Annotated in this window: 19 protein-coding genes; 11 read left to right on the forward strand and 8 right to left on the reverse strand. The window is 42.3% G+C overall.

Features of this window, described 5'->3' with window-relative positions; translation table 11 throughout:
* Window positions 1-7 precede the first annotated feature (7 nt).
* The gene (locus tag POV26_RS07475) at window positions 8-1,114 is read left to right on the forward strand and encodes a peptidylprolyl isomerase (protein WP_272855851.1); all 1,107 of its coding nucleotides are present in this window, start codon (window positions 8-10) and stop codon (window positions 1,112-1,114) included.
* A gap of 203 nt (window positions 1,115-1,317) precedes the next feature.
* Here POV26_RS07475 and POV26_RS07480 read toward each other — a convergent pair whose 3' ends face one another.
* Window positions 1,318-2,769 carry an aminoacyl-histidine dipeptidase gene (locus POV26_RS07480; RefSeq protein WP_272855852.1) on the reverse strand — a complete coding sequence of 484 codons (1,452 nt, stop codon included), beginning with the start codon at window positions 2,767-2,769 and terminating at the stop codon, window positions 1,318-1,320.
* Window positions 2,770-2,974: 205 nt separating this feature from the next.
* On the opposite strand from POV26_RS07480, the gene POV26_RS07485 reads away from it, so the two are divergent.
* On the forward strand, window positions 2,975-4,045 hold the full coding sequence (locus POV26_RS07485; RefSeq protein ID WP_272855853.1) for a DUF3810 domain-containing protein: 1,071 nt from the start codon (window positions 2,975-2,977) through the stop codon (window positions 4,043-4,045).
* Window positions 4,046-4,222: 177 nt separating this feature from the next.
* On the opposite strand, the gene POV26_RS07490 is transcribed toward POV26_RS07485, so the two are convergent.
* Both POV26_RS07490 and POV26_RS15360 read right to left on the reverse strand, forming a co-directional pair.
* Window positions 4,223-5,071 (reverse strand): DUF6503 family protein, encoded by an 849-nt coding sequence (locus POV26_RS07490; protein ID WP_272855854.1) that lies wholly within the window; start codon window positions 5,069-5,071, stop codon window positions 4,223-4,225.
* Between the two features lie 123 nt (window positions 5,072-5,194).
* On the reverse strand, window positions 5,195-5,329 hold the full coding sequence (locus tag POV26_RS15360) for a T9SS type A sorting domain-containing protein (RefSeq protein WP_419180009.1): 135 nt from the start codon (window positions 5,327-5,329) through the stop codon (window positions 5,195-5,197).
* 101 nt (window positions 5,330-5,430) lie between these two features.
* Between POV26_RS15360 and POV26_RS07495 the strand changes: the two genes are divergently transcribed.
* From POV26_RS07495 to POV26_RS07510, 4 genes are all read left to right on the forward strand, one after another.
* Window positions 5,431-6,147, forward strand: coding sequence for a carboxypeptidase-like regulatory domain-containing protein (locus tag POV26_RS07495; RefSeq protein ID WP_272855855.1), 717 nt, complete (start codon window positions 5,431-5,433; stop codon window positions 6,145-6,147).
* Window positions 6,137-6,787, forward strand: a complete 651-nt coding sequence (locus POV26_RS07500) for a hypothetical protein (RefSeq protein WP_272855856.1) — start codon at window positions 6,137-6,139, stop codon at window positions 6,785-6,787. Before POV26_RS07495 ends, POV26_RS07500 begins: the two co-directional genes overlap by 11 nt.
* 179 nt (window positions 6,788-6,966) lie before the next feature.
* Entirely contained in the window at window positions 6,967-7,815 is an 849-nt protein-coding gene (locus POV26_RS07505; RefSeq protein WP_272855868.1) for a TrmH family RNA methyltransferase, read from the forward strand.
* 101 nt (window positions 7,816-7,916) lie between these two features.
* Window positions 7,917-9,149: a M48 family metallopeptidase gene (locus tag POV26_RS07510; protein ID WP_272855857.1), complete on the forward strand. Its 1,233-nt coding sequence runs from the start codon at window positions 7,917-7,919 to the stop codon at window positions 9,147-9,149.
* A gap of 1 nt (window position 9,150) precedes the next feature.
* Here POV26_RS07510 and POV26_RS07515 read toward each other — a convergent pair whose 3' ends face one another.
* On the reverse strand, window positions 9,151-10,419 hold the full coding sequence (locus tag POV26_RS07515; protein WP_272855858.1) for an erythromycin esterase family protein: 1,269 nt from the start codon (window positions 10,417-10,419) through the stop codon (window positions 9,151-9,153).
* Between the two features lie 156 nt (window positions 10,420-10,575).
* Here POV26_RS07515 and POV26_RS07520 point away from each other — a divergent pair, with 156 nt between their 5' ends.
* Window positions 10,576-11,799: an MFS transporter gene (locus POV26_RS07520; RefSeq protein ID WP_272855859.1), complete on the forward strand. Its 1,224-nt coding sequence runs from the start codon at window positions 10,576-10,578 to the stop codon at window positions 11,797-11,799.
* A 189-nt stretch (window positions 11,800-11,988) separates the two neighbouring features.
* On the forward strand, window positions 11,989-14,415 hold the full coding sequence (gene pheT, locus POV26_RS07525) for a phenylalanine--tRNA ligase subunit beta (protein ID WP_272855860.1): 2,427 nt from the start codon (window positions 11,989-11,991) through the stop codon (window positions 14,413-14,415).
* Window positions 14,416-14,492: 77 nt separating this feature from the next.
* Here the strand turns inward: pheT and POV26_RS07530 are convergent, their stop codons facing one another.
* Window positions 14,493-15,074, reverse strand: coding sequence for a fasciclin domain-containing protein (locus tag POV26_RS07530; RefSeq protein WP_272855861.1), 582 nt, complete (start codon window positions 15,072-15,074; stop codon window positions 14,493-14,495).
* Window positions 15,075-15,177: 103 nt separating this feature from the next.
* Entirely contained in the window at window positions 15,178-15,756 is a 579-nt protein-coding gene (locus POV26_RS07535; protein WP_272855862.1) for a fasciclin domain-containing protein, read from the reverse strand.
* Between the two features lie 159 nt (window positions 15,757-15,915).
* Here POV26_RS07535 and POV26_RS07540 point away from each other — a divergent pair, with 159 nt between their 5' ends.
* On the forward strand, window positions 15,916-16,632 hold the full coding sequence (locus POV26_RS07540) for a hypothetical protein (RefSeq protein ID WP_272855863.1): 717 nt from the start codon (window positions 15,916-15,918) through the stop codon (window positions 16,630-16,632).
* A 134-nt stretch (window positions 16,633-16,766) separates the two neighbouring features.
* Window positions 16,767-17,009 (forward strand): putative signal transducing protein, encoded by a 243-nt coding sequence (locus POV26_RS07545; protein WP_272855864.1) that lies wholly within the window; start codon window positions 16,767-16,769, stop codon window positions 17,007-17,009.
* A gap of 128 nt (window positions 17,010-17,137) precedes the next feature.
* Here POV26_RS07545 and POV26_RS07550 read toward each other — a convergent pair whose 3' ends face one another.
* Window positions 17,138-18,763, reverse strand: coding sequence for an ABC-F family ATP-binding cassette domain-containing protein (locus POV26_RS07550; RefSeq protein WP_272855865.1), 1,626 nt, complete (start codon window positions 18,761-18,763; stop codon window positions 17,138-17,140).
* Between the two features lie 218 nt (window positions 18,764-18,981).
* On the opposite strand from POV26_RS07550, the gene POV26_RS07555 reads away from it, so the two are divergent.
* Complete coding sequence (locus POV26_RS07555; protein ID WP_272855866.1) at window positions 18,982-20,301, forward strand: TlpA family protein disulfide reductase; 1,320 nt, start codon at window positions 18,982-18,984, stop codon at window positions 20,299-20,301.
* A 13-nt stretch (window positions 20,302-20,314) separates the two neighbouring features.
* On the opposite strand, the gene fsa is transcribed toward POV26_RS07555, so the two are convergent.
* A complete protein-coding gene (gene fsa / locus POV26_RS07560; protein WP_272855867.1) occupies window positions 20,315-20,968 on the reverse strand; it encodes a fructose-6-phosphate aldolase in 654 nt (217 codons plus the stop codon).
* Between the last annotated feature and the right edge of the window lie 493 nt (window positions 20,969-21,461).

Raw genomic sequence — 21,461 nt, forward strand, 5'->3', positions numbered from 1 at the left:
AACACACATGAAAAAACTAACATTTTTATTTTTATCCCTTACGCTTGCATTTGCGTCCTGTCAGGAAAAATATCCAGACCTTAAAGATGGCGTATATGCTGAATTTATAACCAATAAAGGAACTTTCGTTGCCAAACTGAAAAACGAAAGCGCGCCGCTTACCGTTTCAAACTTCGTGGCCCTTGCCGAAGGAACCAACGGCATGGTAGATTCCCTTTACAAAGGAAAACGTTTTTATGACGGACTTACTTTCCACCGTGTTATCAAGGATTTTATGATCCAAGGCGGCGACCCAAAAGGCGATGGCTCTGGAAGTCCGGGCTATGCTTTCCCTGATGAAATAACCGACACCATCCGTTTCAACAAAAAAGGACTTTTGGCCATGGCCAATTCAGGCCCTGGGACCAATGGCAGCCAGTTTTTCATCACTTTGAAAGAAACTCCGTGGCTTGATGGGCGCCACACCGTTTTTGGTGAAATAGTAAAAGGCCAGGAAGTTGTGGATTCCATCGGAAACGTTGAGACCGAAAAACCAGGCGACAAGCCAAAAGAACCCGTGATCATCCAATCTGTAAATATTATAAATAAAGGAAACATCAAAGTTCCATATTTCACGGAAGAGATGGCTAAGATTGAAAAAGAGAAAAAAGAAAAAGAAGAGCGCATCAATAAAGTAGCGGCCGCAGAAGCAGAAGAGCTGAATGCCATCCGCGCAAAGGCAGATTCCCTTCCTTCAGGAGTTAAAATTTACTTTAACGAAAAAGGAACGGGCCCACAACCCAAACAAGGCGATAAAATTTTGATGAACTATGCCGGCTATCTTGCAGATGGACATATGTTTGATTCAAACATATTATCAAACGCGGAAAAGTTTGAAATGGTTGACGAAATGCGCAAAGCTGCGGAACAATACACTCCAGTACCAACGGACTACAGTACAGAAGCACAGCTTATCCCGGGCTTCCGCGAAGGTCTGTTGAAGATGAAGGTGGGCGATAAAGCCACTATCTTTATTCCATCACATTTGGCTTACGGAAAAAGAGGAATTCCAGGGGTAATCCCTCCCGATTCCGAATTGATCTTCCAACTTGAAATTGTTGATATAGTGCAATAATTTCAGCTTGATTTAAACATAAAAAGAGGAACCTGTTTTTAAATGGGTTCCTCTTTTTTTGTGAATCACGAATCACGACTAAAAAGACTCACGACAATTTTTATTTTAATTAGAAATATTGATATTTCATTCCCAATTAACCCAACTCAAATATTCCTGAATCTGTCTTGATTCGTGTAGCGGAGCGGTCGTGTTTCGTGGTTCTATTTCTTCGGAATGTTCTTTAAAATTTCAAGTACAAATTCCCAATACTTTTGGGCGGAAGAAATACTTGCGCGTTCATCGGGAGAGTGTGCCCCCTTGATTGTTGGTCCAAAAGATATCATATCCATTTCTGGGTAATTCTGCCCTAAAATGCCACATTCCAGCCCAGCGTGGCAGGCGGCAACGTTTGCTTTCTCGCCGTTCATTTTTTGGTAAAGATTGTCCAAAACCTTCAAAATGGGGCTGTCCATATTGGGTGCCCACCCGGGATAATCACCCGCAAGCTTTGAATTGTATCCAGCAAGTTCAAAAACCGAAGTGAGTGCATTTGCAAGATTTTCCTTGGAAGATTCCACCGAGCTACGGGTCAAACATTCTATTTTTATGTTTCCGTCTGCAACCGAAACCTTAGCAATGTTGTTTGAGGTTTCCACCAAATCGGCAATATCTGGGCTCATTCGATAAACCCCATTGTGGGCTGCGTTCATCACATTCAGGAATTTCTTTTGATCGGCATCTGTCATTACTTTTGAAAAAACTTCATTCGTCTTTTCTGCGGAAATAGAAAGATTGGGCTCCAAGGATTTAAATTCGGCAATAATTTCCCTTTTCATCTTTTCAAAAGCAAAAAGAAATTTTTCCTCTGAAAAAACCACTACCTGCGCCACACTTTCCCGCGGAATGGCATTGCGAAGACTTCCGCCGTCAAGTTTTGCCAACTGCATAAAATCCTTTGTCGCGAAAAGCAAGCGGTTCATCAGTTTGTTGGCATTGCCCAACCCTTTAATGATGTCCATCCCGCTGTGTCCGCCGTTTAAACCTTTCACTTTAATGGTAAATGTCGCTGAATTTTTTGGCGCCTCGGTTTCAGCATACGTTCCAGTGGCGGTAACATCTACGCCGCCGGCACAGCCTACCCCTATTTCATCATCTTCCTCGGTGTCGAGGTTTAGGAGAATATCGCCTTTCAGCAACCCACCTTTTAAACCTTTTGCTCCGGTCATCCCGGTTTCTTCATCAATAGTGAAAAGTGCCTCAATTGCGGGATGTTCAATTTCGTTACTTTCAAGAATCGCCATGATCGTTGCAACGCCCAAACCGTTGTCGGCGCCCAGTGTTGTTCCTTTTGCACGGACCCAATCGCCATCCACATACATTTCAATTCCCTGTGTGTCAAAATTGAACTCGGTATCGTTATTTTTTTGATGGACCATATCCAAGTGGCTCTGCAGGACCACGGTTTTGCGGTCTTCCATTCCCTTGGTTGCGGGTTTGCGGATTATCACGTTGCCCACTTCATCTTCCATCGTTTCCAGACCGAGACTTTTTCCGAAGTCCTTCATAAACGCAATAACGCGTTCCTCCTTTTTTGAAGGACGCGGCACGGCGTTCAAGTCTGCAAATTTGTTCCAAAGAGCTTTGGGTTTTAGGTTTCTTATTTCTTCGTTCATTGTTTATGTTTTTGTTGTGAAAAATTTCTACCATGAAATACACGAATACTTGTGCTCTTTTTGAAGTGCATTTCTACAAAATTCTATTTTCAGAAACAGCAAAATAAAAAATTTTGTGTATTCGCGGTCAACTTCCCACAAAATTACCGTTTTTCATCCGCTATAAAAATTATGTGGAGAAAGATTTCCTTCGTAAGTTTGGATTATGCAAAAACGGACCTCAGCATTTCTCACGCTATTTTTAATTGTACAGATAATCGCACTTCAGGTTTTAAAACATTTCCCTGAATTTGTGGAAAACTATTACAGTCTCGGAATCTATCCGTGGATCTCAAAAATTTCCCGCTACCTTTTTGGTTGGGTTCCTTTTTCGGTCGGCGATTTATTCTATTTGCTTATTACGATTGTGGCAATTAGATGGCTCTATAAAAATGTGAAAAGGCTTCGGCAGAACGATCAAGTTGGGTTTGTTGTAGATATTTTGGCGGCAGTTTCGGTGGTCTATTTTATGTTCCACGTACTTTGGGGCTTCAATTATTACAGGCTTCCGCTGCATAAATCCTTGCAATTGGAAAGCGATTATACTACCGAGCAATTACTTGAAACAACCAATCGATTTGTAGAAAAAAGCAACGCCGTGCACCGCGAACTTGGTTTTGCGGATAGTGTAAAAGTTGAATTGCCCTACACGCAAAAGGAAATGTTCAAAAAAACATTGAACGGGTATAAAAATCTTGAAAAGGAGTTTCCGCAGTTGGCCTATTCGCCACGAAGTATTAAGAAAAGTGGCTGGAGTTTGGGATTGACCTATATGGGGTATAGTGGTTATTTGAACCCGTTTTCGGGCGAGGCACAGGTAAACAATTTGATGAAGACCTATAAATTTCCAGTGGTTGCCTGCCACGAAGAAGCCCACCAAATAGGCTACGCCGCCGAAAATGAAGCGAATTTTATCGCGACACTTTCCACCCTGCATAACGATGATCCGTATATGCAGTATGCGGGTTATATTTTTACGCTGCGCTATTTGATAAATGAAGTGGCGCGCAGGGACGAAAAAAAATACGAGGAGCTCTTAACCACCATAAATCCCGGTATTCTGGAAAGCTATAAGGAAATGCGCGACTTTTGGGAAAGTTACCAAAACCCGTTTGAGAATTTCTCAAAAATGTTCTGGGACAATTTTCTAAAAGCAAACAACCAAAGCCGGGGCATCATGAGTTATGATTATATGGTGGCTTTGGTCGTTAATTATTTTGAGGATAGGCCGCTTTGAAATCGTATTGACCTTACCCCCGACCCCTAAAGGGGAGAAACTCTCAAATCACTAATTTCTGGCTCCTTTTAGGGCTGGGGTAAAAAAAGTTTTGAAGTCAAATTGACCCCGACCCCTAAAGGGTAGGAGTTGAAATAATTAAAGGTTTGCCAACTCCCTACTGTTATTGAAAACTAATCACGTTTTAACATATTCTGCCTCGGAAGGTTTAGCAAAAACAGAAGCATCGAGCATGGTTTCGGTGGCGGTAACCTTATCAAATTTAATATCCATCATTTTCCCTTTCGGTCTGCCGTTTTCTACATTATACCAAACCAATTTCTCCGGGAGCAACAGCCCATTCACGTCCTGCCATTTATCATATTTTATAAAGTGCCAATCGTTGCTTTTCTTTTGGTCCATAAATGTTACGGTATAGGCCAGCCAACCCATGATGTTGGTTTCAGGGTCAAAATAGAGTATGTACTCATCTTTCGGGGAATCACCCACTCCGTTGTCAAAGGAAACCTTCAAACCCTTGTAAAGTTTTCCGTCAAGTTCGGTTGGGGCTACGGCTTCATAATTTGTACCCGGATCTGCGATTACAAATGGCATTGCGTAGAAATAAAACATCAAATTATGGTAAAACACAGGGTTGCCCTCATAACCCAAATCGTGTTTCAGCAGCCAGACTCCCTTACCGTCATAGCCGATGGACCAATCTTTGGATTCTATTTTGGTTTTGCGGTCGGGCAAGGAAATGGTGTGTGTTTCCATACCGTCTTTTCCCTTCATCTCAAAACAGAGGTTGTTCATTTTTTTCCAACGGTCCAGGCCGCCATGGGCAGTAAATACCGATTGCAGTTGGGCGGGATAGTCTTTTTCGGCATTTGTTTGGGTGTTGTTTGCATCGCCACCCGGAGCCGCTACGCCCGTAGAATCCAGCTCGGTCCCTTCTACTATCGGATCTTCACCAACGGTTTTTTTGTCCTCCCTACATGCCGAAAGGGATGCCAATAGCACGGTCAATAAAATCAATTTTTTCATAATCATTGGTTTTTAGTTGTTTAAAATTAAAAAAGCTTCCCCGTTTGAGGAAGCTTTTTAGAAAGGTTTATGAATTAGGGTCGGTAGTCGTTAGACGGTAGTTGGTAGTTCAGTGAGTGTAATTTAGTTTTTTATCAATTTTTGAACCGCTACATTCCCTTCCGAAGAAATCTTCACAAAATAAACACCGTTTTCCAAAGAAGAAACATTCATAGTTACCTTGCTATTTTCTAACGTAATAATTTTTGCACAATATATAAAATACTTTTAAATCCGTTAAGAAAATTTTAACTTTAGCAGTTAATACTTGACTGGTTTGTCTTTTTATAGTATTCTTGTTGCGCTAAAACAACTTCTCTATGAAAAGAAAAAATTTAATTCTGTTCCTACTTTTCGCTACTATACTTTTATTTCAATCCTGTGAAGTCCAAATTTTGGACGACAGCCGCATTCTGGTAAAAGGAAACCTGGTTGATAGCAATAATAATCCATTGCCGAACATTGCGGTACGGTGCCAGTCTTACGGTGAAATTTTGGGCGAAACCCGAAGCGATGCCAACGGCCAATTTCAATTTACATCTTTGGAAAGTGAAAACAATTATCCGCTGAACATTATGATAAATCTGAAATCTTCGGGCTATGATTATTACGTGGGCGGCTATAATTATTATGAATTGACGGAAAACCCCGATTATTCGGCAAAAAAATATTTTAACGATGCGTACAACCGCAGTAATTCTTCCACCTATAATTTAGGACAGATACAGCTCAATGAGGCTGCACATTTAACGATATTATTTACAAATATTCCCGGTGATAACAATCGGGTGGCCTATAAATTGGAATTCCAAAGTGCCGTTTGCGCGATAGACCTAAACTCCAATAATACTGAAGATTGTTTGATAGCCGATGATTATTACAATCAATTGGATATTAATTCCACAAACTTTCAAACGAATCTTGACAGTCAATTGGGAACAACAGTACTATTAAAGTATATTTTAAACGAACAACCCGAACAAACCATTTCCATACCACTCACAAACCTTGAAAATACCTATGTTTTTGAATATTAGAATCCTCCTCGTGGCACTCCTCATATCATCAGCCACTATTGCGCAAGAAACCGAAGGTACTGAAAGTCCCGAAACAGAAACCCAACAACAAGCAAATGGTCCCGGTAAAAACATAGGCAATATTGTTATTGGCCCCTATTTTCCCATCGCTTTTGGCGATAATTTTGTGAATGACGGAATGGATCTGAAATTTGGCGCACGCTTATCTTTTAAAGTAGATACCTATAAAGGGATTTATATTGGCCCCTATTTCAGCTTTTTCAATGGACACGTAACAGACCGTGAGCTTTTAGGCAATTACTCCCGCACGACTAATTTCACGTTGGGATTGGTAGCCGGTTACGAAAAACATATCGACAAATTTGACATTAGCATTGGCATTGGCGTGGGTGCGTCTTCCTATAGCAATGACCGGCAAGGCGATGGGTTTCAGGATACCGCAACCGCCCTTTGGTTAAACCCAGAGGTAAGCTATCGCTTTTCAAACTATTTGGGATTCTATATTGCCCCCGAATTTCGCCACGATTTTATGAACATCGATGTCCCGGCTGAATTGAAAGATACTTTCAATGGCGTAAATTATTTGAACATAAGTGTTGGGCTTCGCATCAATTTGGGTACGGCTTATAAGTATCTATAGCGAAGCTTTGCTGTTTTGCCCGCAAAGCCGCTAAGTTTTTCCAATTGAAAAAGAAGTTTTATTGGTATTCAAAATCAGGTCTTTTTGAATAACCAATAATCTTTTGGATGTGATTATCTTTGCACCTTAGCGACCCTGCCCGCCAAATGGTAGGTTTGCGCAATATTTTCAAACACAGCATGCACAAAACCATTACCAGTCTTCAAAACCCATTGATAAAGCAGGTTGCGCTGTTACAGGAAAAATCGCGCGAACGCAGAAAAACTGGGCTTTTTGTTATAGAGGGCCAACGGGAAATTTCACTTGCTATAAAAGGCGGCTATCTTTTGAAAACGCTGCTTTTCTGTTCCGAAATCATTTCCGAAGAAGAAATTTTTGTGCTGAAAGAATCCGCAAACAGCGAAACGGAATTTATAGAAATCTCTTCGGAAATCTATGAAAAACTCGCTTATCGTAGTTCCACGGAAGGAATAATCGCAGTCGCAAATTCCAAAACGTTAACCTTAAAAAACCTACTACCCACAACCCGCCACCAACCACCTACTACCCACAACCCACTCCCCACTACCCACTACCCTCTAATCCTAATCGCCGAAGCTCCCGAAAAACCCGGCAATATCGGCGCCCTGCTTCGCACAGCAGACGCCGCAAACGTAGATGCCGTGATTATCGCCAACCCAAAGACCGATATGTACAATCCAAACATCATCCGCAGCAGCGTGGGCTGTTTGTTTACCAATAAAGTGGCCACGGGAAGCACTTCGGAAATTATTTCGTTTTTGAAGGAAACCAATATCAATATTTACTGTGCTGCTTTACAAGCTTCAGTGCCGTACCACACTTGCGATTTCAAAGGAAGTACTGCAATTGTAGTTGGAACCGAAGCCATAGGCCTTTCTGAAGAATGGCTACAGAACAGCACCCAAAACATAATCATCCCGATGCAGGGCGAAATAGACAGCATGAACGTCTCCGTAGCGGCGGGAATCCTTATCTTTGAGGCCAAGCGCCAACGAAGTGCCCCCTAACCCCTGCCTACGTGCCTCCGGCAGGCAGGCCCAAAGGGAAACTGGCTCCCTCCCTTTGAAGGGAGGGCTTGGGAGGGATGTTTTGACATTTTAATCAATATATGAGTCCGCAAACAATTTTTTTCATAATAATAGCCATCCTCGTCATCAGTTTTGTGATAGACCAGCTATTGGATTACCTAAACGCACAACATTTCAACGACCCGCTTCCTGCCGAATTACAGGACGTTTTTGATGAAGCCGAGTACCAAAAATCGCAGCGCTACAAAAAGGAACGCTATAAATTCGGGATTCTCACTTCTGCGACTTCGTTAATAGCTACCCTCCTATTCTTCTTTTTTGATGGCTTTGCATTAGTAGATGAAATAGCGCGATCGGCCTCAAATAACGAAATTGTCATCGCCCTGGTTTTCTTCGGAATTATTATGATAGCGAGTGATATTTTAAGCACTCCGTTTAGTTATTACAGCACCTTTGTAATCGAGGAAAAATACGGCTTCAATAAAACCACCCGAAGGACTTTCTTTCTCGATAAGCTGAAAGGTTGGCTGATGGGCGCAATAATTGGCGGCATTCTTTTGGGAGCGATTATTTGGTTTTACCAAAGCACCGGCCAGCATTTTTGGCTCTACGCCTGGGGCATCATCACGGTTTTTACCATATTTATGAACCTGTTTTACGCGAGATTGATTGTTCCGCTTTTCAACAAACAAACGCCGTTGGAGGAAGGTTCGCTCCGTTCCCAGATAGAAAAATACGCCTCAAAAGTTGGTTTCACGCTCGATAAGATTTTTGTGATAGACGGCAGCAAACGCAGCACCAAAGCCAATGCCTATTTCTCTGGCTTCGGAAGTGAAAAAAGGGTGACACTTTACGATACGCTGATAAAAGATTTAAACGAAGAAGAGATAGTCGCCGTCCTCGCCCACGAGGTAGGCCATTACAAACGGAACCACATTATCATCAACCTTTTCGCCGCCATAATTACGACGGGGTTTACCCTCTGGTTGCTATCGTTGTTTATAGGAAATCCGATGCTTTCCAAAGCGCTGAATGTCTCACAACCCTCTTTTCACATAGGTTTGGTAGCCTTCGGGGTGCTTTACAGTCCAATCTCGGGCATAACGGGATTATTGATGAATTACCTGTCAAGAAAATTTGAATACCAGGCCGACAATTTTGCCAAACACACCTACGCCGCCCCGCCGCTTATTTCAGGTTTAAAGAAACTTTCAAAAAACAGTTTGAGCAACCTCACGCCGCACCCGCTGTATGTGTTTGCGCATTACAGCCACCCTACCCTATTGCAACGGTTTCGGAATTTGAGGAAATAGGCTACCTGTGCAAAGGTTTCAACGCCGTGGTCTCCTTAAAAAACAAGAGCGCGTCATATCGCAACGGTACAATGGTGGGCACAAACTGACGCCTGTCAAATTGGGGATTGTAAACCACCCCTATCGCCCTGTGGCCCATTACCTTTAGGTTCTCTTCTTTTCTATCCTCGGCATCAAAAATAAGGTACAGGGCGTCCAGTCCCGTCTTTTTTAGCTTGTATTCCACACTGCTCCTCAAGGCTCTCGGAATGGTCATTTCTTCCATTTTGGCGCCCCAATTGGACCCGGCGATGACCTTTCCCCTATAACTGGCGAATCCTATTAGGAACACATTCTCCTTCCCAAGGCTTTCTCGCTTTAGCTGGCCTATGTTTTTCTCGCCCGTATTGCGCATACTCGTAAAGGAAGCATCGCCAATATGGGTATTGTGAGCCCAAACCACGCCCTTGGCGTTTTCGCCATAAAGCGCCAGCAGGTCGCCCACCGTTTCAAACATATGGAAAACCCGTGAATTCCACGAAGCAGCCCCCTTGGAGGCAACGCTTTCCCGATAAAATTCCTCGGCATTGTGGACCACGATCGCATTTTGGAGCAAATAAAAATAGGCGTCATCCGTAAGTGCCCCTAATGCCTCGCGATTGCTCCTTATAAACTCCACCACCCGAGCCGTGGCGGCGGCACAATCCTCCTTTCCGCCTTTCACGGCATGGGCGTACTGCCAACTGTCGCCCTTGTGCGGCTCAAAACAGTTGTACTGTTGCTTGGCGTAATAATAGCTGGCCTCATCGGTGTTTTTGAGCACCTCCAGCACCATTTCCTTGGAATGCCATTCATCATACACATCCATCCCGTAAAAACCTACCTTCTCTTTCTGGGGCAAAGCGTCGTTGTGCTTACGAAGCCATTCGGCCAGGGCCACCACCTCCTCGTTTGCCCACATCCACGTGGGCCATCGGTTGAGCGACATCAAAACTTCCCTCGCCGATTTTCCCGCGCCCTCGGTATTTTTTACATATTGGTTTAGCTTATAAAGACTGGCAAAGTCGCCTTCCACGGCTATAAAATTAAAACCGCGCTCCTCGATGAGCCTTCTGCTTATAATGTCGCGCCACACGTAATATTCGTGCGTACCGTGGCTGGCCTCCCCGAGCAGGACCAACTTTTTATCGCCAGCGGCGGCAATTAGCGGGTCCAAGCTGGATGCGTCCTCCAGCAATCGCGCTTTGTCCGTAAAATCCTGTGCAGAAACCATCATGAGTGAAAAAATCATTAAAACCGTTGCGCGCAACTTCATAAATTGGTTCATTAAATAGCAACCTCAAGATACGCAATATTACCGACGTGTGCCACTGTAATGGGCCTCACAAATTCCAAAGGAAAACGATTGGAAAAAATAAATTACCTTTCAGAGTAAATTAGATCAATCTTGAAACCCATAACCCGCACCGTATGGATCCTCTCCCTCGTCAGCCTGTTTACAGACATGGCCAGCGAAATGTTGTATCCCATCATGCCCATTTATTTAAAAAGCATTGGGTTTTCAATTTTACTGATCGGAATTTTGGAAGGTTTGGTAGAAGCTGTGGCAGGTTTGAGCAAAGGATATTTTGGACAACTTTCCGATAGCAAAGCAAAACGCGCGCCCTTCGTCCAACTCGGCTATTCCCTGAGTGCCATCTCAAAACCGATGATGGCCTTCTTTGTATATCCGCTGTGGATTTTCTTTGTACGGACTACAGACCGATTGGGAAAGGGAATCAGAACCGGCGCCCGCGATGCCATGCTTTCGGCGGAGACCAACAGGGCCAACAAAGGAAAGGTCTTCGGCTTTCACCGTTCCATGGACACTTTTGGGGCCGTCCTCGGTCCTGCCCTCGCGTTGGGCTATCTGTATTTTTATCCCGAAGACTATATCAATCTGTTTTACATAGCCTTTATTCCGGGCGTTTTGGCCGTGGTAGCCTCCTTTCTATTGAAGGATAAAAAAGTTGAGACTTCTTCTGAAAAAAAGCAGATCCATTTCTTCTCCTTCATCAATTACTGGAAAAAAAGTCCTTCGGAATACCGAAAGGTGGTGCTCGGCCTGCTATTCTTCGCCCTCTTCAACAGCAGTGATGTCTTTCTTCTTTTAAAAGCAAAGGACGCCGGCCTGGACGACACTTGGGTCATCGGCATCTATATTTTCTACAATTTAATATATGCCCTCACTGCGTACCCGTTGGGAGGCCTTGCCGATAAAATTGGCCTGAAAAAAATGTTCCTCTTCGGATTGGTTATCTTCAGTCTCATTTACTTCGGAATGGGGCTTACCACCAATCTGTACGCAATAATCGGCCTCTTCTTCGGCTACGGAATCTACGCCGCCGCAACCGAAGGGATTTCCAAGGCGTGGATCACAAATATTTCAAAAGAAGAGAATACCGCCACCGCCGTGGGCACCTACACCGCCTTCCAAAGCATCATCGCCATGGTGGCAAGTGTAATGGCTGGATTGTTATGGTTCTATTTTGGGGCGAGCGTTACGTTTATCGTTACTGCTTTCGCTACGATTGCCGTAATTATTTATTTCCTCGGAAATTTTTCGGCAACATCTAAAGTTTTCCCGCAAACCCGCCTGCAGGACGGGCAGGGGCGCAAAGACGCAAAGTGAACTAATCCGAACGTTATTCACTATTCAGCCCATCGTCATCTGTCATCCAGCACCCAGCACCCGTCATCCGTCATCCAGCACCCAGCACCCAGCACCCAGCATCCGACAAAACAATAAACAATAAACAATAAATAATAAACAATAAACAATAGAATATTATCTTTGCCCTCTGTTAAGATTTTTACACCTATGACAATTTCATACAACTGGCTAAAGCAATTCATCAACCTTCCGTGGGATGCCGAAAAAACAGGCGAATTATTGACAGACCTCGGTCTGGAAGTAGAGGGAATAGAAGATTTTTCATCCGTAAAAGGCGGCTTGGAAGGCGTTGTGGTAGGCCACGTTCTGGAATGTGCGCAACACACAAACGCCGACCGACTGAAGGTGGCCAAAGTTGATGTAGGCAGTGGCGCACCGTTACAAATAGTATGCGGCGCCCCCAACGTAGCCGTAGGCCAGAAAGTGCCAGTAGCTACCGTTGGCACCACGCTTTACGATGCCGAAGAAAAGCCGTGGCAAATAAACAAAGGTAAAATCCGCGGGGAGGTAAGCGAGGGAATGATCTGTGCCGAAGACGAACTCGGTATCGGAAAATCACACGATGGAATCATGGTTTTGGATGCCGGATTAAAGCCGGGAACACCCTTGGCCAAAGTGCTTGAAGTTGAAAACGACAAGATATTTGAAATAGGCCTAACCCCAAACCGCGCCGATGCCATGAGCCATTGGGGCGTGGCGCGCGACCTAAAGGCGGGTCTGCTCCATCAGGGCATTTCAACAAAACTGAACACGCCGTCAACCAGCAGTTTCAGAATAGATAATCGCACGCTAAAAATTGATATAAAAGTAAGCGACAGTGCTTTGGCCCCACGTTATTGCGGAATAACGTTAAGCAATTTAAAGGTTGGGCCTTCCCCAGCATGGCTCCAAAATAGATTGAAATCCATTGGGCTTAGCCCGATAAACAATGTTGTGGACGTTTCAAATTATGTGCTCCACGAACTCGGGCAACCGCTCCACGCCTTTGATGCCGCAAAAATTTCTGGCAATACCGTAAATGTAAAAACGCTTCCGGCGGGGACCAAATTCACCACCCTTGACGGCATAGAGCGCGAACTGCACGAAGAGGACCTGATGATCTGTGATGCCGAAAAACCCATGTGCATCGCCGGCGTTTTTGGCGGAATTAACAGCGGGGTTACCGAAAATACCACAAGCATCTTTTTGGAAAGTGCCTACTTTAACCCCGTGAGTATTCGCAAAACCGCAAAGCGCCACAGTTTGAGCACCGATGCCTCCTTCCGATTTGAAAGGGGAATAGATCCAAACATTACGGATTATGCGCTGCGCCACGCCGCAATTTTGATTATTCAAGTGGCCGGAGGACAAATAACCAGTGATTTGATTGATGTTTATCCAAAGAAGATCGAAGATCATCAAGTGTTCCTGAATTTTGAAAAGGCGAATAAGTTGATCGGGGAGGAAATTTCGAAGGAAACCATAAAAGATATTCTTACCTCGCTTGAAATGAAGGTTAGCAACGTAACCGAAACCGGCATTGGGATGACGATTCCCGCTTACCGAAACGACGTTACCCGCGATGTGGATGTGATCGAGGAAATCCTTCGCGTTTACGGCTACAACAATGTGCGGTTTACCCAAAAACTGAATGCTTCCATTTCCGCCATGCTTCCGGGCGAGGATTATTCCGTTCAAAATAAAATTGCTTCGCAGTTAACGGCTCTCGGTTTTCACGAGATGTTGAACAACTCGCTCACATCACCAAAATATGCCGCACTGAGTGAAGCCATCAAGAAAAATTACAACGTAACCATGTTGAATCCTCTGAGCCAAGAGCTTTCAGTGATGCGGCAGTCTATGCTGTTTTCGGGTCTTGAGGCCATTGAATACAATAGCAATCGAAAAAACAGTGATTTAAAGTTGTTTGAATTCGGGAAAACCTACCATAACTTTCTTGGCGGAAGATCAGAGACCAAACATCTTTCATTATTCATCACCGGCCTGAAGGCTGAGGGAAACTGGGCCTTGCCAGATACAAAGAGCAATTTTTTCTTCGGAAAGGGAACCGTTGCAGTAATCTTGGAGCGTTTGGGTCTTGATGGCTATTCCGAAGAAGCCACGGAAAGTGATATTTTTTCGGAAGGAATCGCTTTCAAAAGAAACAAAGCAATAATTGTTGAATTCGGAATTGTACAAAAAAAGATCGCCAAGGAATTGGAAGTTGATGCCGAGGTATTTTACGCAGACTTCAACTGGGATGCAGTGCTGAAACAAATTTCAACCAAAAATTTCAAGTTGAGACCCATTGCCAAATTCCAAGCGGCCCAACGCGATTTTGCCTTATTGCTCGACAATTCTGTTCGTTTTGGCGAACTGCAGGCAGCGGCATTTAGTACTGAAAAGAAATTCCTAAAGGCCGTTACCCTCTTTGATGTCTATAAAGGCAAAAATCTTCCCGAAGGTAAAAAGAGCTACGCGTTAAGTTTTACCATTCAAGATGAAGAAAAAACATTGACCGACAAACAGATCGACAAAATAATGGGCAAGCTCCAACAAAAATTTGAAACCGAATTTGGAGCGACACTTCGATAGAAAAACTAATACCCAATAAAAAAACAGCGAGCATTTGAGTCGCTGTTTTCATTTTAAATAAGTGGGAAATTAGGGCACTATTTTTTAGGCAAAACAACGCTATCAATAACGTGAATAACGCCATTTGACTGGTTTACGTCTGCAATTGTAACAGTGGCCATTCCGCCATTTTCATCAATCAACACAACGTTATTGCCTTTCATCATCGCCGTTAAAGTTCCGCCGCTCACTGTATTGTACGTTGCTTTTCCATTTCCTTTTTTTATGTCCTTCATAATATCTGCCGCATTGTGTTTACCGGCAAGTACGTGATACGTAAGAATTGTTTGCAAGGCCTTTTTGTTTTCAGGTTTCAGCAAGGTTTCAACCGTTCCCTTTGGAAGTTTTTCAAAAGCCTCGTTGGTGGGTGCAAAAACGGTAAATGGACCATCGCCTTGGAGCGTTTCCACCAAATCGGCTGCCTTTACCGCAGCTACAAGCGTTGTGTGGTCTTTTGAATTGACCGCGTTTTCAATTATGTTTTTGCTGGGATACATTGCGGCACCACCCACCATTACTGTTTTTTCATCATTCATCATCTTGCTTTGTGCAAAAATAGAAGAGGTTCCGGCCACTAAGGCGATAGCAAATAATGCTGCTGTAATAAGTTTTGATTTCATAATAATGTGTTTTTAGTTTTATGTATATGTGCATATAAACGAAAGTCCGGAAACTGCGGTTTTGCAATTTCCGGACTTTAGGGTTTATTTAACTTTTATAAAACTATTCTTCCGAAGCGGGAAAAATCAATCCATCTATAATGTGGAAGTACCCATTTTTATGGTAAAAATCTTCTGCGATAATGGTTGCCGTTCTGTTTTCGGGATCAACCAATTGCAGCAATCCATTTGTTTCACGGACACCTAAGGTTTCACCTTCAAGGGTTTTTAAATGAATGGTCCCGCCCTTTTTGGCTATTTCACTTTTCAAGGTATGACTATCTACCCTGCCCGGAACGGCCATATATTTTACAACTGAATTGATAATCCTTGGGTTTCCCAAAATGGAATCCCGGGTTTTTTTTGATAAATTCAAAAAAGCTTCATCCGAAATAGCGAATATCGTAACCATTTCCTGGCTTTCCAGCTCTTTACGCGAGGGTCCGTTTTTTAATATTTTGGCCAAAATGGTAAAGTCCGGGGCCTCTTCAATATTTTCGTAAAAAGTTTTATTTGAAGTGAAAGTACTCTCCCCCAATGTTTTGGAAACTTCGGCATTGTTGGTTGAAAGATACTTTTGGGCAGAAACCGTGGTTCCCAAACAAAGGATAAAAAATAGTAGAACTGTATTTTTGAGGTGCATAAAAAAAATTTTGAGATTGTAAATATAGCAAATACAAAGCCATTTATCTTCCAAACGAAAAAGCGGCTGCATTATTAGAAATTTTTCATCAAAGTATGTTAAATAGTTGCTTTGCTGAAACCTACTGTGTAAATTTATTAACCGAAAAAATTACCAGCTATGTTTTCCCGAACCAATATTGAAAAACAATTGCTTAAATACCGTTCCAAACGTATTGATGAGCAAGCTGTTATGGATGAAGTGCAACGTATATTTTCAGAAAACGAAAAACAGCGCGAAGAGATTATTTCCAATTTAACCGAAAAATCCAAGGAAATTGAAAACCATTTTAATTTTGATTTGCTTGAAACAAACCATATTTTTCACATTGAAGACATTAAAAAGCTTTGTATAACCTACCGTTTGCGGTTTTTGGATTCGCATTATTTTAAGGGAGATTTCCCGGAAGAGGCTATTTCAGAAATAAGAATACTGGAAAAAAAGCATCGAATTTCTTTGAAAAACTTTAAAATTATTGCGCCCGCAAAACTCCTAAAACTTGAAAATGCAGATGACCCCTTGCTTTTCGCCCCAATGGGGAATGATTATTTTTATCTAATCCATAAATGGGGAAAGGATTTGCACCCTTTCAGAAAATTTTTGATGTGGCCCTATAAAAGTTTTGATAATTTGGTGTTCACCGTTGCGCTTTTAAGCGTGTTGCTTACATCCATCGTTCCGATGCATTGGCTTACCCCCAATCCGGGAATTGGCGAATATCTGTTTTTAGCCTTTTATATTTTTATAGCTTTGGGAGGAATGGTAATTCTTTACGGTTTTTCAAAAGGAAAAAATTTCAACGGCGCCATTTGGAACAGCAAATATTACAATGCCTGAATTCAGTGGTCAGTAGTCAGTAGTCAGTAGTCAGTAGTCAGTAGTCAGTAGTCAGTAGTCAGTAGTCAGTAGTCAGTAGTCAGTAGTCAGTAAAATTCAAAAAAATAACTCAATAACCAAATAACTCAAATAAAATGTCAAAAAACACTGAAGAAACAGTTCGCATATATACAGGCTCCGATATTATGGCCGAGGCACTTGTAGGAAGATTGGAAGAAGTAAATATTACGCCAATCCTTCGGGACGATGAGCAAAGCGGCGTTATGTTTGGTTCTGGAAGTAAATTTGACGACCAAGTGCGCGTATTTGTGCGTAAAGACGAACTTGCCATTGCCCAACCCATAGTAGATGCCTATTTAAAGGAAATAGGGGAATAAGGGGTTGGTAGTTGGTAGTCGGTAGTCGGTAGTCGGTAGTCGGTAGTCGGTAGTCGGTAGTCGGTAGTCGGTAGTAAAAAAACGAAACCTCCTAAACTTCTAAACTCATCGACTCATAGCCTTCCCAATCAAGCCTCTACCGCGTACATTTTATCGCGCAGTTCCTTAATTTTCTTATCGCCCATATACTCATCAAAAGTCATGTAGCGGTCTATTGCTCCGTTTGGAGTTAACTCAATAATACGGTTTGCAATGGTTTGTGCAAACTCGTGGTCGTGGGTGGTAAGCAATACGGTTCCTTTGAAGTTTTTCAAGGAATTGTTGAAGGCCGTAATGGATTCCAGATCCAAATGGTTTGTAGGTTCGTCAAGCATCAATACATTGGCGCGTTGCATCATCATACGGCTTAGCATACAGCGTACTTTCTCGCCTCCGGAAAGGACGTTGCTTTTCTTTAAAGCCTCTTCGCCGCTGAAAAGCATTTTCCCAAGGAAACCACGCAGGAAAACCTCTTCACGCTCTTCTTCTGTTTTTGCATATTGCCGCAACCAATCTACCAATGAAAGGTTGTTTTTGAAGAATGCCTCATTATCCAATGGAAGATAGCTTTGGTTGGTAGTAATTCCCCACTGAAAGGAACCTGTGTCTGGCTTTAAATGACCGTTCAATATTTCGTAAAACGCAGTGGCAGCGCGGGAATCGCGGGAATAAATAACTACTTTATCGCCCTTCGCCAAATTGATATCCACATTTCTGAAAAGTATTTCACTATCAATAGACGCAGAAAGGTTTTCAACATTCAAAATTTGGTCGCCAGCCTCGCGCTCGCGCTCAAAAATAATCGCCGGATACCGACGGCTGGAAGGCTTAATTTCCTCAACATTCAGTTTTTCGAGCATCTTTTTACGCGAAGTTGCCTGTTTGCTTTTTGCCACGTTTGCACTAAAACGCATAATAAATTCCTGTAGTTCCTTTCGTTTTTCGTCAGCCTTTTTGTTTTGCTGGGCACGCTGGCGCGCCGCAAGCTGGCTGCTTTCATACCAAAAAGTATAGTTGCCGCTATAATGGTTTATTTTTCCAAAGTCTATGTCGCTAATGTGTGTACATACCGCATCCAAAAAGTGGCGGTCGTGGGAAACCACGATTACGCAGTTTTCATAATTTGCCAAAAAATTCTCCAACCAACTGATGGTTTCATAATCCAAATCGTTGGTAGGCTCATCCATAATAAGCACATCAGGATTTCCGAAAAGGGCTTGTGCAAGCAGCACGCGTACTTTTTGTTTTCCGTCCAAATCTTTCATCAAGGTATAATGAAGGCTTTCGTCAATGCCTAAGTTTGAAAGCATGGCGGCGGCATCGCTATCGGCATTCCAGCCGTTCATTTCTTCAAAGGTAACTTGCAGCTCGCCAATTTTTTCGGCGTTATCGTCTGTGTAATCTTCGTAAAGTTTGTCTATTTGGGACTTAATGGCAAACAGTTCCTTGTTGCCACGAACAACGGTTTCGAGTACGTTATATTCGTCGTAGGCGTTGTGGTTCTGTTCAAGGACGGACATGCGTTTTCCTTTCTCCAAATGCACGTGGCCCGAAGTAGGATCCTGTTTGCCCGAAATAATTTTCAGAAAAGTAGATTTTCCGGCGCCATTGGCCCCGATAATTCCATATATATTGCCAGAATTGAACTGTGTGCTTACCTCGTCGAACAACACGCGCTTACCAAACTGAACCGAAAGATTTGAAACTGAAAGCATAAATTTTTAAATTTTGCGCAAAAGTAGCCATTTAAGCGATATGCCGAAAACATTAACGTTTTAAAAACCCTTTTAACCATCATTTAACAAAATACGGTTCCTGCCTCGGTTACATTTGTCTGTTAATTTTAATGATAGTGCGATTGTTTAAAAAAATACTTCCTCTCTTATTTTTTGCCATCCTATTATTTTCTTGTAAAAACAAGGAAGAAAATGCTGTGAAAACAACTTACATAGGTGGCCAAATCGTAAACCCGACACTGGACTACATTATTTTTTCAAAGGGAAACCAAATATTGGACACGGTAAAACTGGATGGAAACAATTTTTTTCATTACCGGACCGAAAAAATAAAAGCCGGGCTCTATTTTCTCAAGCACGGAGAATCGCAGGTTTTCTTCATTGAACCTGGCGATAGTTTGCTGATCCACATAAATACTATTGATTTTGACGAATCTCTGGCCTATTCCGGAAGGGGTGGCGCAAAAAACAACCTGTTGATCGATCTCTATTTACAGAACGAAACCGAGAACAAAAATTTGCCCAAATGGTATGCGCTATCCTCTACTGAGTTTGACCATAAAATTGATTCCCTAAAAAAAATAAAAATCAATAAATACGAAGAATATCTCGATAAAAATAATGAGGTAGCCGAAGGATTTAAAAACGTAGTGTTGGCAAATATCAATTACGATTACTATTCAAAGAAAGAGATGTATGGCGCTGCCAACCGGAGCAATCCTGAAAAGTTCGACAAACATTTTTTTGATTACAGAAAGAAGATAGATTTTGATCAGAACGAGCTTAAATACTATTACCCCTACTACCGCTTTATGAACCGGTATTTTGAAAATATGGTCTGTTCAAAATACGCCAATAAAACCCCGATTAACCGCAACTCATTTGAATATAACTACCGAAAAATTGAATTGATAGACAGCATTGTTACGTCAGATTCCCTCAAAAACAGTTTACTGCGTTATAACGCTATGTGGTATTTGCTGAATGCCAAAAATGCCGAGGAAGAAACAAAATTTTTTGAGGCTTATTCACGAATGAACACGGATAAAAAGAATCTTGAAGAAGTGCGAAAAGTGTTTGATGCCTCGGTAAAACTTACTGCGGGAAACCCCGTTCCAAATGTGGCATTGGTAAGTACGGACAATGTTGTAAAAGACCTTCAAAGTATCATTAAAGCGCCAACGGTGGTGTATTTTTGGACAAGTCAGTCCACATCGCTATACAAAAACATCCACAATCGCGCGGCAGAGCTAAAGTCAAAATATCCTGAATACGACTTTATCGCTATCAATACCGATACCCACTTTAAAAAATGGCGCGAAACCGTTAAGAAAGCAAAGTACAATCCCGAAACGGAATTTCAACTTGAAAATTTGGCCGATGCTGAAAAGAAGCTTGTTTTAAACGCGATGAACAAAGTGATTATTGTTGATGAAAATGGTATAATCCTAGAGGGAAAGACCAATATGTTCCACACCAATTTTGAGGAATTACTACTTGGATATTTGAATAAATAGGTGCTTCGCCTAATTAATTTCCTTTTTTATAATCTTCCAAAAACTGTTTTAAACCGCTATCGGTCAACGGGTGTTTTAAAAGACCTTCTATTGAAGAAAGCGGCCCGGTCATTACATCTGCCCCTATTTTTGCGCAATTTATAACATGCATGGTGTGGCGCACGGAGGCTGCAAGAATTTGGGTCTCGAAACCGTAGTTGTCATAAATCAAACGGATGTCCGCAATAAGTTCCAGGCCGTCGGTTGAAATATCGTCCAAGCGCCCGATAAAAGGGGAAACGTAGGTTGCTCCAGCTTTGGCAGCCAACAATGCCTGCCCCGCGGAAAAAACGAGGGTACAATTGGTGCGGATGCCGTGGTCGGTAAAATATTTAATGGCTTTCACGCCTTCTTTTATCATTGGTACTTTCACCACAATTTGCGGGTGAAGTTCAGCAAGCTCCTCGCCTTCTTTTACCATTCCCTTAAAATCGGTGGCGATCACCTCTGCGGAAACGTCGCCGTCCACAATATTACAGATGTCCACATAATGTTTTAAGATGTTGTTGCGGCCGGTGATGCCTTCCTTTGCCATCAACGATGGATTGGTGGTAACGCCGTCAAGCACGCCCAGATCTTGGGCTTCGCGGATTTGGTCTAGGTTTGCGGTGTCTATAAAGAATTTCATAGTTGTGGTTTCAGATTAATTTCCACAAAAATAGGGAAGAATGTTTTGAATGTATAGCGTTGTTTATAAAGATTGATAAGTTGGGAACCTTAAAAAAATAGTCATAATAAATACCTTCAGTTATTTTCTTCATGGTTCTGCTCGACAAACACGTCATCCTTTCGCCAAATATAAATAGGCATTGTTACTATACCCACCAATAGTAGTAATACAGTCCAATTTCCTTTGGTATTTTTGTCAATATTTTTAAAAGTCCAAATTCTGTAAATTAGATACACCACGGCTGGGAGATAAATTATGCTGACTACAATGTTCTGATATTCAAACGGGATCAAATTGATTGTTATCCAACGAAAAAAATCTATATAACCCGTTGTGCATTATGATTTAAAAGAAAAAAGTTGTCCATATTACTGATAATCAGTATCTTGTTTTAGCCATAAAACATTATATATGAACAACTTAAGTGCAAATTACGAAAGAATATTGGAAG

It is taken from the genome of Aequorivita todarodis (assembly GCF_028561335.1).
GTDB classification, from domain to species: Bacteria; Bacteroidota; Bacteroidia; order Flavobacteriales; family Flavobacteriaceae; genus Aequorivita; species Aequorivita todarodis.

Excerpts from the sequence above, each read along its gene's own strand:
- POV26_RS07475 (WP_272855851.1), top strand. The coding sequence starts at position 8 with ATGAAAAAACTAACATTTTTATTTTTATCCCTTACGCTTGCATTTGCG.
- POV26_RS07480 (WP_272855852.1), bottom strand. The coding sequence starts at position 2,769 with ATGAACGAAGAAATAAGAAACCTAAAACCCAAAGCTCTTTGGAACAAA.
- POV26_RS07485 (WP_272855853.1), top strand. The coding sequence starts at position 2,975 with ATGCAAAAACGGACCTCAGCATTTCTCACGCTATTTTTAATTGTACAG.
- POV26_RS07490 (WP_272855854.1), bottom strand. The coding sequence starts at position 5,071 with ATGAAAAAATTGATTTTATTGACCGTGCTATTGGCATCCCTTTCGGCA.
- POV26_RS07495 (WP_272855855.1), top strand. The coding sequence starts at position 5,431 with ATGAAAAGAAAAAATTTAATTCTGTTCCTACTTTTCGCTACTATACTT.
- POV26_RS07505 (WP_272855868.1), top strand. The coding sequence starts at position 6,967 with ATGCACAAAACCATTACCAGTCTTCAAAACCCATTGATAAAGCAGGTT.
- POV26_RS07510 (WP_272855857.1), top strand. The coding sequence starts at position 7,917 with ATGAGTCCGCAAACAATTTTTTTCATAATAATAGCCATCCTCGTCATC.
- POV26_RS07515 (WP_272855858.1), bottom strand. The coding sequence starts at position 10,419 with ATGATTTTTTCACTCATGATGGTTTCTGCACAGGATTTTACGGACAAA.
- pheT (WP_272855860.1), top strand. The coding sequence starts at position 11,989 with ATGACAATTTCATACAACTGGCTAAAGCAATTCATCAACCTTCCGTGG.
- POV26_RS07530 (WP_272855861.1), bottom strand. The coding sequence starts at position 15,074 with ATGAAATCAAAACTTATTACAGCAGCATTATTTGCTATCGCCTTAGTG.
- POV26_RS07535 (WP_272855862.1), bottom strand. The coding sequence starts at position 15,756 with ATGCACCTCAAAAATACAGTTCTACTATTTTTTATCCTTTGTTTGGGA.
- POV26_RS07540 (WP_272855863.1), top strand. The coding sequence starts at position 15,916 with ATGTTTTCCCGAACCAATATTGAAAAACAATTGCTTAAATACCGTTCC.
- POV26_RS07545 (WP_272855864.1), top strand. The coding sequence starts at position 16,767 with ATGTCAAAAAACACTGAAGAAACAGTTCGCATATATACAGGCTCCGAT.
- POV26_RS07550 (WP_272855865.1), bottom strand. The coding sequence starts at position 18,763 with ATGCTTTCAGTTTCAAATCTTTCGGTTCAGTTTGGTAAGCGCGTGTTG.
- fsa (WP_272855867.1), bottom strand. The coding sequence starts at position 20,968 with ATGAAATTCTTTATAGACACCGCAAACCTAGACCAAATCCGCGAAGCC.